A 16,545-nucleotide genomic window follows, 5' to 3' on the forward strand; every position below is an offset into this window, starting at 1 on the left:
GTCGGCGATGCGAGGAGCCCCTCCCCCTTGTGGGGAGGGGTTGGGGAGGGGTCTTTATTCCTAATAAAAACCCCTCCCGCCTGCCGGCCACCCTCCCCACAAGGGGGAGGGTTAGTCTGCCGCGCTGTTCCTCAGTCCGGCCAGCGTAACGCGCCGTCGAAGCGATGGCGGCTGCGTTCCTCGATCGGGGTCGCGATGATCTCGTTGGAGGCGCGCGCCTTGTCGAGCTCTTCGGTCAGGCGGGCGGCGACGATCGTTTCCTGGCCCGGATGCAGGTTGCAGGGGTCCAAGTAGAAATAGTGATGCTCCACCTCATGATCGCGGACGATGATCGGCGGATTGCCACGGCCAAGTGCTGCGGCCAGATCCCAGGCGGTGATATGCGCTTCCGGCGCGGAGATGATGACGCGCATGCGGTCGAGCGGGTTGTTGGTCGGGTCCGGCTCGATCAGCGCCGTGACGCCGGGGCGACCGTCGAGGGTCCGCTTCCAGAGATTGAGATAGCCCGTCTCGCGCTCGCGGATGCCCGCATGGTCTCGGCTCTCCCAGGCTTCCAGCGCCGCCATGACGCCGAAGACGCTTTCCTTGCCGACCTTCATGCCGCGGCCGATGCCCATGTTCTGCAGGAAGGCGCTGCGCACCAGTTCTTTCTTGCCGGCAACGATGCCTGAGGTCGGGCCGCCGAGGAACTTGTGGCCGGAATAAAGGACGATATCCGCGCCCTGCGCCAGGAAAAGCTTGAGGTCGTATTCGGAAGCCGCATCGACGATCACCGGCACGCCCTTGGCATGGGCGATCTCGACGAACTCGACGAGGTTGAGCAAGCCGTAGTCAACCACGTGATGCGAGACGACATAGACGGCCGCCGCCGTCTTTTCCGTGATCGCGTTTTCCATGTGATAGCGGTGGGTCGAGGTCGCCTGGCCGACCAGCACGACCTTGCCGCCGGCAAGCCGGATCGCCTGGTCCACCGGTGCGCCATAGCTCACCACATGGCCCATCTGCACGAGCACTTCATTCTTGTCCGACACGGTATCCGGCAGTTTCTCGATCGCCAGCAGGTTGTTGCCGGTGATGGCTCCCGCGACCGCGAGGCTGATGCCGGAAGAGCACGAGGCGGTCACGAAACCCGCTTCGCCGCCCGTCAGCCGCGCGATGATCGCGCTCGCCTTGCGCTGCAGGTCGTTGATCTCGACGAATTGCGGCAGGATCGCCGCCATCGCCTGGATCGCTTCGGGAACCACGATCGAAGCGCCGAGGCTCGTCATCGTGCCGGAAACGTTGATGACCGGGCGAAGGCCGATCTGGGTGCGGATATCATCGGACATTGTACTTCTCCAAAGTAATGGCAGGCTGCGAATAACCATCGACAACTATGCCATAGTAATGTAATAGCCTCTCGAAATCACACGAGCAGCCCCACGGGGAACATCGAGTTGGACGCCAAGACCTCATCCGCAGACCTCTCCGGCGAGACCGGTTCCGACGTGGAATCGGAAGCCAAGGGCGCGCGCCGCTCGCGCGTGAGCGGCATCGACCGCGCGCTGCAGGTGATCGATCACCTCTACGAAACCGGTGCGCCGGCCGGCGCCTATGCGATCGCCAAGGCGATCAAGGCGCCGCTGTCGACCGTCTATGTGATCATCGACGATCTGGTCGAGAAGAACATGCTCGCCCGCAATACCGACGGTTCGATCTGGCTTGGCGCCAGGCTCTACCATTACGGCCTCGCCTATGCCCGGTCGCTCGATTTCATGAGTGTCGCCACCCACGAAATGCACGATCTCTGCCGGGAGGCGGGCGAAACCGTGCAGGTCTGCGGCCGCGACGGGGACTATATGCTGGTGCTCGCCATGGCCGACGGCCCGAGCCATTACCAGGTCGCGTCCCGCGTCGGCACTCGCGTGCCGCTCAACTGGACCGCATCCGGCCGGCTTCTGGTCGGGCACCTGGCCGAGGCCGAGCGGATCGAGCTTTTCAAGCGCTGCGCCCGCACCTCGCCGACCGGCCGCGCCGAGATCGACGCCCGCACACTGTCCGACTCGGCCGGCAAGGCCTTCGAGCAACGTCTGTCGATCCAGGTGGCGGAATCCGATTACGCGGTTGCCTGCATCGCCTCGCCGATCTGCGACCGAAAGGGCGAGTGCGTTGCGACCATTTCCATCGTGCTGCCGGAACAGAAGGTGTTTTCCGACGAGAACCACTATACGGAGCACGTCCGTGCTGCCGCCCAGCGGATCGAGAAGCTGATGGGTTGGCGCAACCACTGACCTTGCCTCCTCAGTCGTTCAGCGAGACGATCGCCTCGATCTCGACGGTGATATTGCCCGGCAGCGAACCGAAACCGACCGCCGAACGGGCATGCTGGCCCGCATCGCCGAACACCGAAATGAACAGGTCCGAGCAACCGTTGATGACGCTCGGATGATCCTCGAAATCCGGCACGGCATTGACCATGCCGAGCAGTTTCACCACACGCTTCACCCGCGAAAGATCGCCGAGCGCCTCGTGCATGACCGCCAGCAGGTTGATGCCGACGAGCCGCGCATGCTGGTAGGCGAGGTCGACGCTGACATCGGCGCCCACCTTGCCGGCATGCAGATGGCCATCCGCCTCGCGCGGCCCCTGGCCGGAGAGATAGAGCATGTTGCCTTCACGGACATGCGTGACGAAATTGGCGATCGGCGGCGGCGGCGGCGGCAGTTTGATGCCAAGCGCGATCAGCCGATCGTAAGGTGTCTGTGCCGCGGGAGCGGCCTTTGCTGAAGACGTGTTCACGTCAACTCCTGTCATGCGATTTCCAAGAACGCGCCTCAGCGCCAGGAATAACCGTGGCTGTGGCGGACGAGCTTGCGGGCCCGCGGAATGTAGCGGCTGGCGGTGATGGCTTCCGAACCGATGACCGCGTAGCGCGGCTCGAACAGTTTCTGCAGCCGGGATACGTCACCGTTGGAATCCGTCGCCTCGAGATCGGCATCGACGAGATCGAAGATGGTGAAATCCGCCCGCTCGCCGACCGACAGCCGGTTTTCCATCGAAAGCTTGATGACCGAAGCCGGGTGATGGGTGACCGCCTCCACCACCTTGTCGAACGGCATGCCGACCGACAGCAGCTTGGACATGGTGGTCGCCAGGTCCCAGACCGGGAAGTTCATCGAATGGCCGTGCAGGTCCGTCGAAATCGAGTACGGCAGCAGGCCGCGGGCAATCGCCGCTTCCGCCACCTTGAACGAGAAGGACGCGCCGCCATGGCCGATATCGAGGCGGATGCCTTCGCCGGCGCAGCGTTCGGCGAGATTGTAGAGATCCTCATCTTCCATGATGCTCGAACCGGCCTTGCCGTTGAAGCAATGGGTGACGACGTCGCCGGGGCCGAGGATTTCCAGAACCTCGTCATAGAGCGCCGGCGGTTCGCCGACATGCACCATCATCGGCACTTTCAGGATCTTGGCGATCTTCTTGCCGAGCTTGACCGGGGTAACGCCCCAGGAACCGGTGATCACATGGCTCGCCCGCACCTTGATGCCGACGATATGCTCCTTGTTCTCGGCATAACATTCGAGGATGCGGTCAAGGTCGATATCGCGGATGTCGCGTAGTTCCGCGACGCGGTTGCAGGCGACGAGGCCGATCGAGCCGAGGTTCAGGAACGCCTTGATACGCTCTTTCGACGGCTCGATGATGTATTCACGAAACCCGTGGAAATTGGCTTCGCCGGCGGAACCGGCATCGACAAGCGTCGTCACGCCGCGCTCGGCGCCGCATTCGGACGGGCGGATCGAGATATCGGTGCCGCCATGCCAGATATGCACATGCAGGTCGATCCAGCCGGGCGAGATGAAGGCGCCCTTGCCGTCCACCCGGAGCGCATCCGCGGGGGCTGCGAGCGACGGGCCGATCGCGGCGATCTTGCCGTCGGCGCCGACCAGGATGTCGGTCGTGCCGGAGGCCGCATTGCCGCCAAAAGCCATCGGCTTCACATTGGTGAGGAGGAGCGGCTTGCCCGCTGTTTCACCGGTCATTTACAGGTCCTTTCGAAGTCTTGGATCGAGCATGTCCCGCAATCCGTCGCCGACCATCTGCAGCGACAGAACGGAAAGAATGATGGCGAAGCCCGGGAAATAGGTCATCCAGTCGGCCTGGCCGACATATTGGCGGCCGGCGGAGATCATCGTTCCCCAGGTCGGAATTTCAGGGCTGACGCCGAGGCCGAGGAACGAGAGCCCGGCTTCGGCGAGCATGGCGCTGGCGAACAGGAACGTGCCCTGCACCAGGATCGGCGACACCAGGTTGCGCAGCACGTGCCGCGTCATGATGTGGAAGGTCGAAATGCCGAGCGCCTTTGCCGCCTCCACGTAGGGCAGTTCGCGGATCACCAGCGTCGAGGCCCGGACGATACGCGCAAGCCGCGGCGAATAGACGATCGACAGCGCGATGATGACGGTCACCAGCGACGGCCCGAGCGCCGCGACCAGAGCGATCGCGAGCAGGATGTCCGGGAAGGCCATCATTGCGTCGATCAGCCGGGCGATCGGCGTATCGAGCCTCTGGAAGAAGCCGGCAAGTAGACCGAGCGTCACGCCGATAAGCGCCGAAAGCGTGACTACCGCGGCCCCGACCAGCAGCGACAACCGCCCGGCATAGATGGTGCGCGAAAAGACATCGCGGCCGAACTCGTCGGTGCCGAACCAGTAGATTTCGCCCGGCGGCTTCAGCCGGTTGACGATCGACAGTTTCGACGGCGAATAGGGGGCGATCCACGGCGCGAGAACCGCAAGCATAACGAAGATCACGATGACGATCAGCCCGATGGCGACGGTCTTGCGCTTCAGGAAGCGGCGGAAGAACTTGGCTCCCTCGCTCATGGCCGGTTTGGTTGTGACAATCTCCGCCATCAGTAGCGCACCCTTGGATCGACCAGCAGATAGAGCATGTCGATCGCGAAATTGATCAGGACGTAGAGGGCGGCGATGACCAGCAGCGCCCCTTGTATGACGGGATAGTCACGCCGCAGCACCGCCGAGACCACCAGATTGCCGACGCCCGGCAGGCCGAACACGGTTTCGGTGACGACGGCACCGGAAATCAGCACGGCGGCGGTGAGGCCGAGCACGGTAAGGATCGGGATCAGCGCGTTCTTCAGCGCATGTTTCAGCACGACCCGCCGCTCGATCAGCCCTTTTGCACGGGCGGTGCGGATATAATCGTCGCCGAGCACGTCGAGCATCGAGGCGCGGGTGAACCGCAGGATCAGCGCCGAGGAAACCAGGCCGAGCGCGAAGGCCGGCAATGTCAGGTGATACATGCGCTCGGCAAAATTCGCGCCGGGCCCGCCGTAGCCGGAAACCGGAAAGATATTGAGCCGCACCGCGAAGAACTGCATCAGGATGAGGCCAAGCCAGAAGCTCGGAATGCTGGCGGCCAGCATCGCGACCGTCGTCGCGGCCTGATCCACGAAGGACCCGCGCCGGTAGGCGGCATAAATGCCGATCGGCAGCGCGATGACGCTTGCAATGGCAAGCGAGAAGATCGTCAGGAAGAATGTCGGTTCGGCGCGGTCGAGCAGCGCCGACGTCACCGGCATGTTGAGAAAGATCGACTGGCCGAGGTCACCCTTCAGCAGCTGGCCGATATAGAAGACATACTGGACGGCGATCGACTGGTCGAGGCCAAGACGCGTGCGCAGTTCGGCGACGTCCTGGGCCGAGGCATCGGGACCGAGCATGACCGCAGCCGGATCACCGGGCGTCACGCGGACGATCACGAAGACGATCGTGACGACGAGAAACATCACCACGACCATGCCGGCAAGGCGTTGAAGAATGTAGCGTATCATTCGGGTGTCCGGTATCCAGGGCCCTGTTTAAAGCAAGCGGCAGCTAAAATCTCATCCTCATTCCTGTGCTCGTCACAGGAATCCAGCCAGCCCAAGTCCTTGGGCTGGGAAGACCCTCCCGCATCGCAGACGCGATGCTGCTGGATCCCTGTGACAAGCACAGGGATGAGGGAGCGAGAAGTTGCCGTCGCGATCATGAAGCAATCACTTCTTGATCGACGCGTTCCAGAAGTAAGGCCACGGAGCCGGATCGACGCCCTGAAGCTTGGTCGAGATCGCGGAGACCGCGTTGAAATCGCCGATCTTCATGAAAGGCGCCTCCTCATACATGGCCTTCTGGACATTGGCCCAGAGCTCGACGCGCTTCTTCGGATCCGCTTCTGCCGAAAAGGCATCCACGGTCGCCTTTCTGGCTGGCGTGTCCCACCAGCCCGGCGAGCTCGCCGACAGCGAACCGATCAGGGCCGGCTCCGGCAGGAACGGGCTGTGGGTGATGTAGATGTCCCAGAGCGCCTTGTCGGTGCGGCGCTGGGTGAGCGTTGCCCAATCGACCACCTGCATGTCGACGGCAAAGCCGGCAAGCTTCAGGTATTCGGCTGCCACCTGCGCCATCTTGTAGTGGAACTCGTATTGGCGGCTGGTCAGGATGCGGATCGGCTTGCCGTCATAACCGGCGGCCTTGGCGGCCTTGGCAGCACCTTCCGGGTCGGCGACATTGTAATTGCCCTTCACGCCGGCATCCGTGCTCCAGGTGAAGGAAGCGGGGTAGATGTTGCCGTCGAGCGCGTAGAAGTCCTTGCTGCCGAAGGCGGCGGCAAGCATGTCTTCCATGCTGAGCGCCTGGCGGATCGCCTTGCGGACGCCAAGGCTCTTGGCGGCCCCTTCCGCGGTGTTGAAGACGAAGACAGGATAGCCGAACGGCTTCAGGAGGAGCGGCTGGGTCGCCTTCGAGGCCTTGAGTTTGTCGAAAGACTCGACCGGCAGGGAATCGATATAATCGTACTGGCCGGAAACGGCAGCTTCGACGCGGGTGTTCGGGTCCGGAACCGGCACGAAGCGGATTTCGTCGAGATACTGGTGGCGGGCTCCGCCGTAACCATCGCTCTCGCCCGAACGCGGCTTGTAGTCCTTGAAGCGGGCCAGCTGGATATACTGATCTGCCTTGCGCTCCTTCAGCATATAGGGTCCAGTACCGACAAAGTCAGTCATCGTGTCGGCCTGCTTCTCGGCCGGGATGATGATTGCGGCGGAATTGTTGAAGGCCAGCAGCGAGACGAGCGGCGCATAGGGCTGCTTCAGCTTGATCGTTACGGTCGACGGATCGGCGGCGGAGACGGACTCGATGAAGCCTGCTGCCTGCTTGCCGCGCGAGGCGAGCTTGGTCCAGCGGGTGAGCGAGGCGACGACATCTTCCGAGGTCATGTCGCTGCCGTCATGGAACTTGATGCCGGTGCGCAGCTTGATCGTATAGGTTTTTCCGTCGTCGCCGACCGTCGGCAGACTTTCCGCCAGAAGCGGCGTGACGCCCCACTTCTTGTCGAACGTATAGAGCGTTTCGAAAATGTGCTGCGTAACGATGCCCACAAGGTCGGCGGTGGACGTCATCGGATCGAGCGTCGGCGGCTCGCCGATGGTCGCGACGTTGATGACGCCGCCCTTCTCCTGCGCCATCAGGAATGACGGCGTGGCGACGAGCGCGGTTGCAACGAGGAATGCAAGTTTCAATTTCATGGTAGTCTCCCGTTTATGTTCCACAATTATGTTATATAGGCTTTTATAACAGAATATAGAACGCAGCCGCCCTGTCAATGGGGAGGTGGAGGCGCACAACTCCCGGCGCCGAGAGGTTTCCGGCGAGCGGAAGGTGCGCCTCTCGACCGGCAGTGCGTCTCGACAAATCTCGATCTAATTTGTCATCTGGGGCTGGACGAATACGTCCTCGACGGCGAAAACACACAACCTTGGCTGCCAGCCGGAGAACGCGCTCGCGCCAATCGAATGAACAAAACAAGATAAGGTGGCTCATTCGGCCACATCTCACGGGAGGCAGATTGACCAACATGACCGACAATCCCATCGATAGGTTCGCCGACGGCCTTTTTGTCGGCCGTGTCTGGAATCCGGCGGCTTCTGGCCCGAGCGTCGTGACGCTACGTGACGGTGGCCTGGTCGATATCACCAGCAGGGAGGTGCCGACCCTCAGCGCGCTTCTGGAGCGCGCCGATGTTGCGGACTTCGTCCGGAACGCCACAGGCCCAGTCATCGGGACGTTGGAAGATCTTGCCGGGAACAGCACGGGCAGGCCCGATCCGTCGCGTCCCCATCTGCTGGCGCCTGCCGATCTCCAGGCGATCAAGGCTTGCGGCGTGACGTTCGCGCAATCGATGATCGAGCGGGTCATCGAGGAGAAGGCGGCAGGCAATCCGGATAGAGCCGCGGCCATCCGCCACACGGTCAGCACGATCATCGGCGGCAGCCTCAAGGACCTGAAGGCCGGCTCGCCGCAATCCGCCAGCGTCAAGGAAGCCCTGATCAAGGAGGGCATGTGGTCCCAGTATCTGGAAGTCGGGATCGGCCCGGATGCGGAAGTCTTCACCAAGGCCCCGGTGCTCGCCTCCGTCGGCTGGGGCACAGATGTCGGCCTTCATCCCGTATCGACCTGGAACAACCCGGAGCCGGAAATCGTGCTCGCCGTCAACAGCCGGGGCGAGATCAAGGGGGCGACGCTCGGCAACGACGTGAACCTGCGCGACGTCGAAGGACGCTCGGCGCTTCTGCTCGGCAAGGCGAAGGACAACAATGCTTCCTGCTCGATCGGGCCTTTCATCCGCCTCTTCGATGAGGATTACGGATTGGAGGACGTCCGCAATGCCGAACTCGACCTGCGCGTGACCGGGCCGGAGGGATATGTCCTCAACGGCAAGAGCTCCATGTCGCAGATCAGCCGCGACCCGCTCGATCTCGTCAAGCATACATGCGGCGAGCATCATCAGTATCCCGACGGCTTCATGCTGTTTCTCGGCACGCTGTTTGCACCGACCGAGGATCGCGACGTGCCGAACCAGGGCTTTACCCACAAGATCGGCGACATCGTCGAGATCTCGTCTCCGGGCCTCGGCACCCTGCGCAACACGGTGCGCCTCTCGACCGAATGCCCTCCCTGGAACTTCGGCATCTCGGCGCTGATGAAGAACCTCGCAGCACGAGGGCTGCTCTAGATGCAGCAACCCTCGCCACGGCCGTCAAATCGGTCTATGAGACCGGCATAGACCAGACGGGACACGGAAAAGCATGAATACGCCCTGGAACAAGCCGGTCGTCATATCGATCGGCGAGCCGCCGGCCGAAACCGCGATCGAGACGACGCAGGCCGCCGCCTGGGCAATGATCGAAGACTGGCCGGTCGAGGATGGCACGGCCCTCGACCGGGCGCTTGACGTCTGCGCCGCGGTGGATGCCGGAAAACGCAAGCCGGAAGAGGCGAGAAAAGCCTTCGTCGAGGCGGCCATGGAAGCCGACATCCTGATCCGCGCCTGAGCTTTCCGCCAGATTGATCCGCATCTTCCCCAATACCGACCATGCCCGGCACCGAACCAGGCTGCTCGCTTCCTCGCCGCGACATGCGCCGGACGCCGCGTTCGCCGGTTATGCAAAGAAAGGCGTTGACAGGCGCGCGGCCGGTTAGGGACAAACAGAGGGCGACTTCATGCTTTGCGCTGTTCGCGGCAGGCGTCGAAAATGAGGATGGCCGATCGATTTGAACGGCAGAATGATAACAGGGGATTTGAGAGCATGACCGATTTCGATGCGGTGCACGAACGCCGGGGCACCGGCAGCTCGAAATGGAGCAAGTATCCGGACGACGTGCTGCCCATGTGGGTCGCCGACATGGATTTTCCCGCTGCACCGGAAATCGTCGATGCAATCCGCAACCGGCTCGAACATCCGATGCTGGGCTACGGCGTCGCCCGCGACGAACTGCGCGCCCGCATCGTCGCCGACATGCAGGAAAAATACGGCTGGACCGTCTCGCCGGACGAAATCGTCTTCCTTCCAGGTGTTGTCCCCGGCTTCAACATGGCGCTGCACGCGATGCTCAAGCCCGGCGACGGCGTGCTTGTCCAGACGCCGGTCTATCGTCCCATCCTCGAAGCCCCCGCGAATTGGAACCTCGTCCGGCATGAGGCCCCGCTGACGCCGGCGGCCGAAGGCTATGTGATGGATGCCCAGGCTTTCGCTGCGGAACTGGCAAAGTCCAAGGCGCTGCTCTTCTGCAACCCGCAGAACCCGACGGGCAAGGTGTTCACCGCCGACGAACTCAAGACGATCGCCGACCTCTGCCGCCAGAACGATACGTTGATCATCTCCGACGAGATCCATTGCGACCTCCTGTTCGACGGTCGCCGTCACGTGCCGATCGCCACGCTTTCGGAAGATGCCGCGAACCGCACGATCACCCTGATGGCCGCCAGCAAGACTTACAATATTGCCGGCCTCAAGACCGCCTTCGCGATCATCCGCAACAAGGCGATCCGCGAGAAGTTCAATCAGGCGCGGCTTGGAATGGTCGACAACGCCAATATCATCGGGCTTGAGGCGACGCTTGCGGCCTTCTCGAAGGCTGGCGACTGGAAGACGCGGATGCTCGCCTATATCGAGGCGAACCGCGACTATCTGTCGGCAGAAATCGCGCGCCGCTTCCCAAAGATCAAGCTCATGAAGTCGGAAGGCACGTTCCTCGCCTGGCTCGACTGCACGGAACTCGGCCTGGAGCCGGATGCCCAGAGCTATTTCCTCGAGCACGGCAAGGTCGGCTTCAACGCCGGATCGGAATTCGGCGAGGCCTACGGAAACTTCGTCCGCGTCAATTTCGGATGCCCCCGCACCCTGCTTGAGGAGGGCCTCAGCCGCATGGAACGCGCAATCGGCCGCAACACCTGATCGAAGTTCGCGCGGTCGAATAAAGGAGATTGGTCTCGGCCAGAAGCCGGTGGCCATTCTCCAATTCGCGGGCGGAACCCACCCGCCAGCGCCGAGCGAGTTGCGGCAGATCAGACGATCCCGCCGCCACCGCTGGCGGAGGCCGGACGTTCCGCTGCGACCCGTTTCCGGTAACCGCTGGCCCGATAGGTAGCGACCGGATCGATCGCCCCGCCTGCACGGCGGCGAGCCTCGGCCAGGATCGGCTCGACATCGGTGCGATAGGCCCGCTTCAGCGTCTCGGACGCCATCAGCGCATCGTTATCCTGCTGGAAACCGTCGAGCGCGCCCCGGTCGACCAGCAATGCCTGGGCGTAGGCGCGGCGGATCTCGTTGGCACTGGAAATCAGGCTTTCGATCGGATCGGTAACGTTGTGCGACTGGTCGATCATATGCGCCGGACGAAAATCCCTGACCCCGCGACGCTCGGCATCCACCAGCTCGTTGAAGACGAGGAAGAGGCGGTAGGGCTCGATCGCACCGGCATCGAGGTCGTCGTCGCCATATTTGGAATCGTTGAAGTGGAAGCCGCCGAGCTTGCCGAACTGGATCAGGCGGGCGACGATCATCTCGATATTGGTGTTCGGCGCATGATGACCCAGATCGACGAGGCAGAAGGCCTTCGGACCCAGCGTATTGGCGATCAGGTAGTTGGTGCCCCAGTCCTGCACCACCGTCGAATAGAACGCCGGCTCGTACATCTTGTGTTCGGAAAACAGCCGCCAGTCGTCCGGCAGCGCCTTGTAGATCTCCGCCATCGAGGCGAGATAACGCTCGAACATGCGGGTAAAATGGCTCTGGCCCGGAAAGTTCGAGCCGTCGCCGATCCACACCGTCAGCGCCTTGGAGCCGATCGCCCTGCCGATCTCGATACATTCGAGATTGTGCTCGATCGCCTGGGCGCGCGTCGCGGCATCCGTATGGCTGAGCGAGCCGTATTTATAGGAATGCGCCTGGCCAGGGGCGTCGGAAAACGTGTTCGAGTTCATCGCATCGAAACCGAGGCCGAGCGCATCACCCTTGGCGCGCAATTCCTTGGCATCCGCCTTGTCCCACGGGATATGCAGCGAAACGGTCGGCGTCGTGCGGGTCAGCTGGTGAATGACGGCGCAGTCGTCGAGCTTGTCGAAAATGCCGCGCGGCTCGCCTTGTCCCGGGAAGCGGGCAAACCGCGTGCCGCCGGTGCCGACACCCCAGGAAGGCACGGCCACGAAGAATTTTTCGACCTCGCCGGTGATCTTCTCGATATCGAGACCACGCCGCAACAGGTTTTCGCCGAGCGCGTCATAATCGGATTTGAGCGCGCTCAAGCGCTTCTCATTTTCGGCGGCGATAATGTCCGCGGAGATTTTCTGTTCAGTCATGTATTCCCTCCCGTAGGCTCTGGTGGCCCCTCATCCGCCTGCCGGCACCTTCTCCCCGCATGCGGGGAGAAGGACATATGCCGCGCCGCCTACAACCCTCTCCGACGTTGCGTGGGGCACGTCCCCTCTCCCCGTCAGAACGGGGAGAGGGTCAGGGTGAGGGGCAGAACGTGCTCAACGCGTAAAACTCTGCGCATTCCCCGCATCGACATTGATGATATTCCCCGTCGATTTCGCCGAAGCATCGCTCGCCAGGAAATAGATCGCCTCGGCGATATCCTCCGGGAAGACGTTGAGCTTCAGCATCGAACGCTTGCGGTAATGCTCTTCGAGGTCGGAAACCTCGATCTTCGACGAAGCAGCGCGCTGTTCGCGCCATTCGCCGTTCCAGATCTTCGAACCGCGCAACACTGCATCCGGATTGACCGTGTTGACGCGGATGCCGGCATCGGCGCCTTCCAGCGCCAGGCAGCGGGCGAGATGGATTTCGGCAGCCTTGGCGGTGCAGTAGGCCGATGCGTTCGGAGAAGAGGCAAGCCCGTTCTTTGACGCCACGAAGACGACGTTGCCGCCGAGATTTTGACGCCGGAACAGCCGGAAGGCTTCCCGCGAAACGAGGAAATAACCGGTCGCCAAGATGTCGATATTCTTGCTCCACATCGCAAGCGTCGTCTCCTCGACCGGCGCGGAAGACGCGATCCCGGCATTCGAGACGAGGATATCGACACCGCCGAATTCGACGCAGGCCTCGGCAAACGCCGTGATCACCGCGTCCTCGGTCGTCACGTCGAGCAGAACACCGCGCACGGCATCCTTGCCGAAGGATTTTTCGAAATCCGCCTTGGTCGCGTCGAGCGCGCCGCCGTCGATATCGGCAAGCACGACGCAGGCGCCCTCGCCCATCAGCCTTGCGGCGGTCGCACGCCCGATGCCGCCGGCACCGCCGGTGACGAAGGCCACCTGCCCGGCAAGGCTCTTGGGCTTCGGCATGCGCTGCAGCTTTGCCTCCTCGAGCAGCCAGTATTCGATGTCAAAGGCCTCCTGCTCGGGCAGGCCCTGATATTCGGACACGGTCGAGGCGCCGCGCATCACGTTGATGGCATTGACGTAGAATTCGCCGGCGATGCGGGCGGTCGCCTTGTCACGCGCGAACGACAGCAGGCCGACGCCGGGGATCAGGAAGACGACCGGGTTGGGATCGCGTATCTTCGGCGAATTGTCGTGCTTGCAGGTCTCGTAGTAGCGCGTGTAGTCGGCGCGGTAGTCTTCGAGCGCCTTGTCGAGGCCGGAAAGAACCGCATCGACATCCGGCTTCGCAGGATCGAAATCGACGATCAACGGACGGATTTTCGTTCGCAGGAAATGGTCTGGGCACGAAGTGCCGAGCGCACCGAGCGGCTTCAAATCTTTTGAATTGACGAATTCCAGCACCGCGTCCTGGTCATCGAAATGGCCGAGCTTGCGCTCCGCCTTACCGATCCGGCCGCGGATTTCCGGCATCAGCTTCGCAACGATCACCCGACGCTCCGGCGCCGGCAGGCTCTTCGCCACCGCACCGCCGAAGATCGTCTTGCCTTCGGTCTCCTTGGCGAACCATTCGATCGCCTTGTTGATGATATCGAGCGTCAGCTCGTAGCAGGCCTTGGCGTCATCCGCCCAGGTAAATAGGCCGTGGCTTTCCAGCACCACTCCCTTGGCATCCGGGTTAGCCTTGACGAAGGCTTCGAGATCGAGCCCGAGCTGGAAACCCGGCCGCCGCCAGGGCAGCCAGCCGATCTCGCTGCCAAAGATCTGCTGCGTCAGTTCCTTCGAATTCTTCGAGGCCGCAATCGCGATGATCGCATCCGGATGCATGTGGTCCACATGCGTGAACGGCACGAAACCGTGCAGCGGCGTATCGATCGAGGCGGCGCGTGGATTGAGGTTGAAGGTGCAGTGCGGCAGGAAGCCGACCATGCGGTCCTCGTCCTCGACGCCCTTGTAGAGCCCCTTCAGTGCTTCCAGCTTGTCCATGTAGAGGGTGGCAAAACCGTCGAGCTTGATCGTGCCGACATCGCCGCCCGAGCCCTTGACCCACATGACCTTCACTTTTTCGCCGGTCAGCGGATCGGTTTCCATCACCTTGGCCGAGGTATTGCCGCCGCCGTAATTGGTGATGCGCTTGTCGGCACCGAGAAGGTTGGAGCGATAGAGCAGCTTGCCGGGCTCATCGAGCTTGGCGGCCTGGGCATCGTTCCAACGGTTTTCGAGAAGGCGGGTTTGGCCCGACATCGCTTGTCCTCCCAACATGTTTCGGCTCACGGCGGCGAGGCGGCCGCCATCTCCCTGTTACGGGTATCGCGCATCGCCGCGTCCCCTGTCAATCATAAACGATCATAAACTTTCATTGTGCAGCGCAATAAAAGCGAATTTGATCGTTTCTGATTGACATCGTAAATTTTCCAGCAATAGTTGCTGCTCAGGAGGAGCCCCATGCACGAACGTGAACGCCATCGCATCATCTTGAGCGCTATCCAGGAAAAACCGGTCATCACGGTGCAGGATATCGCCGAATTGACCGAGGCCTCGGAAGCGACGATCCGGCGCGACATCGCTTCGCTGCACGTTCAGGGCAAGCTCCGGCGCGTCCGCGGCGGCGCCGAGGCTGTACATCCGCCGCAGATCGGCCAGCTTGCCGCCCGTTCGTTCCGGGTGTCGGAATCGGTCAATATCGACAAGAAGCGCGCAATCGCCCGTCGCGCGGTGGAACTCTGCGACGAGGGCGATTCCATCGTCATCAATGGCGGCACGACGACGTTCCAGATGGTGCATTTCATGTCGGCCCGCCGCCTGCAGGTGATGACGAATTCGTTCGCGATAGCCGAACATCTTGTTAAGCATTCGAAGAACACGGTGACGATACCGGGCGGCGCGATCTACCGCGAACAGAGCCTGATCCTGTCGCCCTTCGACAATGACGCGATCCGCAATTTTTATGCCCGGCGCATGTTCATCGGAGCGCAGGGGGTCGGCCCACTCGGCGTGATGGAAGCCGATGCGCTGGTGATCCAGAGCGAGCAGAAGCTGATGCACCAGGCCGAGGAACTGATCGTCATGGTGGATTCGTCGAAGTTTTCGCGCCGATCGAGCCTCATCCTCTGCCCGCTGGAGCGGGTGACCACCGTCATCACCGATGACGGCGTGACCGACGACGCCGTGCGGATGATCGAGGATGCGGGCGTCAAGCTGATTATCGCCGGTGCCGCTTCGGCGGACATCGCAAAGGAGGATTCCTCGTCGGCCGCGTGAGGAGCGACCGGCGGGAGAAGATTGAACGATCAACTGGGAGGACCAACCATGAAACTTGCCCAAAAACTTACTGGGAAACTCGCCCTCGGCGTGGCGCTTGCCTTCGCCGCAATGACCACGGCAGCAAGTGCTGCCGACATGAAGATCGCGCTCGTCGTCAAATCGCTTGGCAACGGCTTCTTCGAAGCGGCCAACAAGGGCGCCCAGGAAGCCGCCAAGGAACTCGGCGGCGTCCAGGTCATCTATACCGGCCCGACCTCGACGACGGCCGAAGGCCAGATCGAAGTGATCAACTCGCTGATCGCTCAAGGGGTGGACGCGATCGCCATCTCCGCCAACGATCCGGATGCCGTCATCCCCGCCCTGAAGAAAGCCGCACAGCGCGGCATCAAGGTGATCTCCTGGGATTCGGCCGTGGCCAAGGAAGGCCGCATCATGCACCTGAACCCGTCTTCCAACGAGCTGATCGGTAAGATGTGCCTGACGCTCGCCAAGGATCATCTCGACGGCGGCAAGGGCGATTTCGCCATCCTGTCTGCCACCACCACTTCCACGAACCAGAACACCTGGATCGCCGAGATGAAGAAGCAGCTCAAGGACTTCCCCGGCCTCAACCTCGCCACCACCGTTTATGGTGACGACCTCGCCGACAAGTCCTACCGTGAAGCTCAAGGCCTTCTGAAGTCGCAGCCGAACGTCAAGGTCATCGTCGCCCCGACCACCGTCGGCGTGCTCGCCGCCTCGCAGGCCGTCAAGGATGCCGGCATGATCGGCAAGGTCTACGTGACCGGTCTCGGCCTGCCGTCTGAAATGGCCGGCGCCATCAAGTCCGGCGCGACCAAGGAATTCGCCATCTGGAACCCGATCGACCTCGGTTACTCGGCCACCCAGATCGCCTATCACCTCGTCAAGGGCGATACCGACGCCAAGCCCGGTTCGGCAATCAAGGCCGGCCGCATGGGCTCGATCAAGGTGGGCGACAATGGCGAAGCCGCCATGGCCGATCCCTTCGTCTATAATGCCAAGAACATCGACGAGTTCTCCAAGATCTTCTGATCTTCGCGAACTACCCCTGCC

The 16,545-nt window shown here is 62.2% G+C and carries 14 protein-coding genes; 6 read left to right on the forward strand and 8 right to left on the reverse strand.

Annotation, left to right across the window (positions count from 1 at the left end):
• Positions 1-131: 131 nt before the first annotated feature.
• Entirely contained in the window at positions 132-1,328 is a 1,197-nt protein-coding gene (locus tag ACSQ8R_RS16410; protein ID WP_436254365.1) for an aminotransferase class V-fold PLP-dependent enzyme, read from the reverse strand.
• Positions 1,329-1,430: 102 nt separating this feature from the next.
• Here ACSQ8R_RS16410 and ACSQ8R_RS16415 point away from each other — a divergent pair, with 102 nt between their 5' ends.
• Positions 1,431-2,270 carry an IclR family transcriptional regulator gene (locus ACSQ8R_RS16415; RefSeq protein ID WP_436255500.1) on the forward strand — a complete coding sequence of 280 codons (840 nt, stop codon included), beginning with the start codon at positions 1,431-1,433 and terminating at the stop codon, positions 2,268-2,270.
• Between the two features lie 10 nt (positions 2,271-2,280).
• On the opposite strand, the gene ACSQ8R_RS16420 is transcribed toward ACSQ8R_RS16415, so the two are convergent.
• The 5 genes from ACSQ8R_RS16420 to ACSQ8R_RS16440 form a co-directional block, all read right to left on the reverse strand.
• Positions 2,281-2,793, reverse strand: a complete 513-nt coding sequence (locus ACSQ8R_RS16420; protein WP_436254366.1) for a RidA family protein — start codon at positions 2,791-2,793, stop codon at positions 2,281-2,283.
• Between the two features lie 20 nt (positions 2,794-2,813).
• Entirely contained in the window at positions 2,814-4,022 is a 1,209-nt protein-coding gene (locus ACSQ8R_RS16425; RefSeq protein WP_436254367.1) for an amidohydrolase/deacetylase family metallohydrolase, read from the reverse strand.
• Entirely contained in the window at positions 4,023-4,895 is an 873-nt protein-coding gene (locus ACSQ8R_RS16430; protein WP_436254368.1) for an ABC transporter permease, read from the reverse strand.
• Positions 4,895-5,836 (reverse strand): ABC transporter permease, encoded by a 942-nt coding sequence (locus ACSQ8R_RS16435; protein ID WP_436254369.1) that lies wholly within the window; start codon positions 5,834-5,836, stop codon positions 4,895-4,897. The genes ACSQ8R_RS16430 and ACSQ8R_RS16435 overlap by 1 nt, the downstream gene beginning before the upstream one ends.
• Before the next feature lie 204 nt (positions 5,837-6,040).
• On the reverse strand, positions 6,041-7,567 hold the full coding sequence (locus ACSQ8R_RS16440) for an ABC transporter substrate-binding protein (RefSeq protein WP_436254370.1): 1,527 nt from the start codon (positions 7,565-7,567) through the stop codon (positions 6,041-6,043).
• Between the two features lie 329 nt (positions 7,568-7,896).
• On the opposite strand from ACSQ8R_RS16440, the gene ACSQ8R_RS16445 reads away from it, so the two are divergent.
• The 3 genes from ACSQ8R_RS16445 to ACSQ8R_RS16455 all read left to right on the forward strand — a co-directional run bounded on the left by ACSQ8R_RS16445 (position 7,897) and on the right by ACSQ8R_RS16455 (position 10,777).
• Entirely contained in the window at positions 7,897-9,054 is a 1,158-nt protein-coding gene (locus ACSQ8R_RS16445; RefSeq protein ID WP_436255501.1) for a fumarylacetoacetate hydrolase family protein, read from the forward strand.
• A gap of 73 nt (positions 9,055-9,127) precedes the next feature.
• Positions 9,128-9,373, forward strand: a complete 246-nt coding sequence (locus tag ACSQ8R_RS16450) for a DUF982 domain-containing protein (RefSeq protein ID WP_436254371.1) — start codon at positions 9,128-9,130, stop codon at positions 9,371-9,373.
• Positions 9,374-9,628: 255 nt separating this feature from the next.
• Positions 9,629-10,777: a MalY/PatB family protein gene (locus tag ACSQ8R_RS16455; RefSeq protein ID WP_436254372.1), complete on the forward strand. Its 1,149-nt coding sequence runs from the start codon at positions 9,629-9,631 to the stop codon at positions 10,775-10,777.
• A 110-nt stretch (positions 10,778-10,887) separates the two neighbouring features.
• Here the strand turns inward: ACSQ8R_RS16455 and rhaI are convergent, their stop codons facing one another.
• The gene (gene rhaI / locus ACSQ8R_RS16460) at positions 10,888-12,180 is read right to left on the reverse strand and encodes an L-rhamnose catabolism isomerase (RefSeq protein WP_436254373.1); all 1,293 of its coding nucleotides are present in this window, start codon (positions 12,178-12,180) and stop codon (positions 10,888-10,890) included.
• Positions 12,181-12,354: 174 nt separating this feature from the next.
• Positions 12,355-14,451 carry a bifunctional rhamnulose-1-phosphate aldolase/short-chain dehydrogenase gene (locus ACSQ8R_RS16465; RefSeq protein WP_436254374.1) on the reverse strand — a complete coding sequence of 699 codons (2,097 nt, stop codon included), beginning with the start codon at positions 14,449-14,451 and terminating at the stop codon, positions 12,355-12,357.
• Between the two features lie 201 nt (positions 14,452-14,652).
• On the opposite strand from ACSQ8R_RS16465, the gene ACSQ8R_RS16470 reads away from it, so the two are divergent.
• Entirely contained in the window at positions 14,653-15,468 is an 816-nt protein-coding gene (locus ACSQ8R_RS16470) for a DeoR/GlpR family DNA-binding transcription regulator (protein ID WP_436254375.1), read from the forward strand.
• A gap of 48 nt (positions 15,469-15,516) precedes the next feature.
• Entirely contained in the window at positions 15,517-16,524 is a 1,008-nt protein-coding gene (rhaS, locus tag ACSQ8R_RS16475; RefSeq protein WP_436254376.1) for a rhamnose ABC transporter substrate-binding protein, read from the forward strand.
• Positions 16,525-16,545: the final 21 nt, after the last annotated feature.

It is taken from the genome of Neorhizobium sp. LjRoot104, assembly GCF_964253725.1.
Taxonomy (GTDB): Bacteria; Pseudomonadota; Alphaproteobacteria; order Rhizobiales; family Rhizobiaceae; genus Neorhizobium.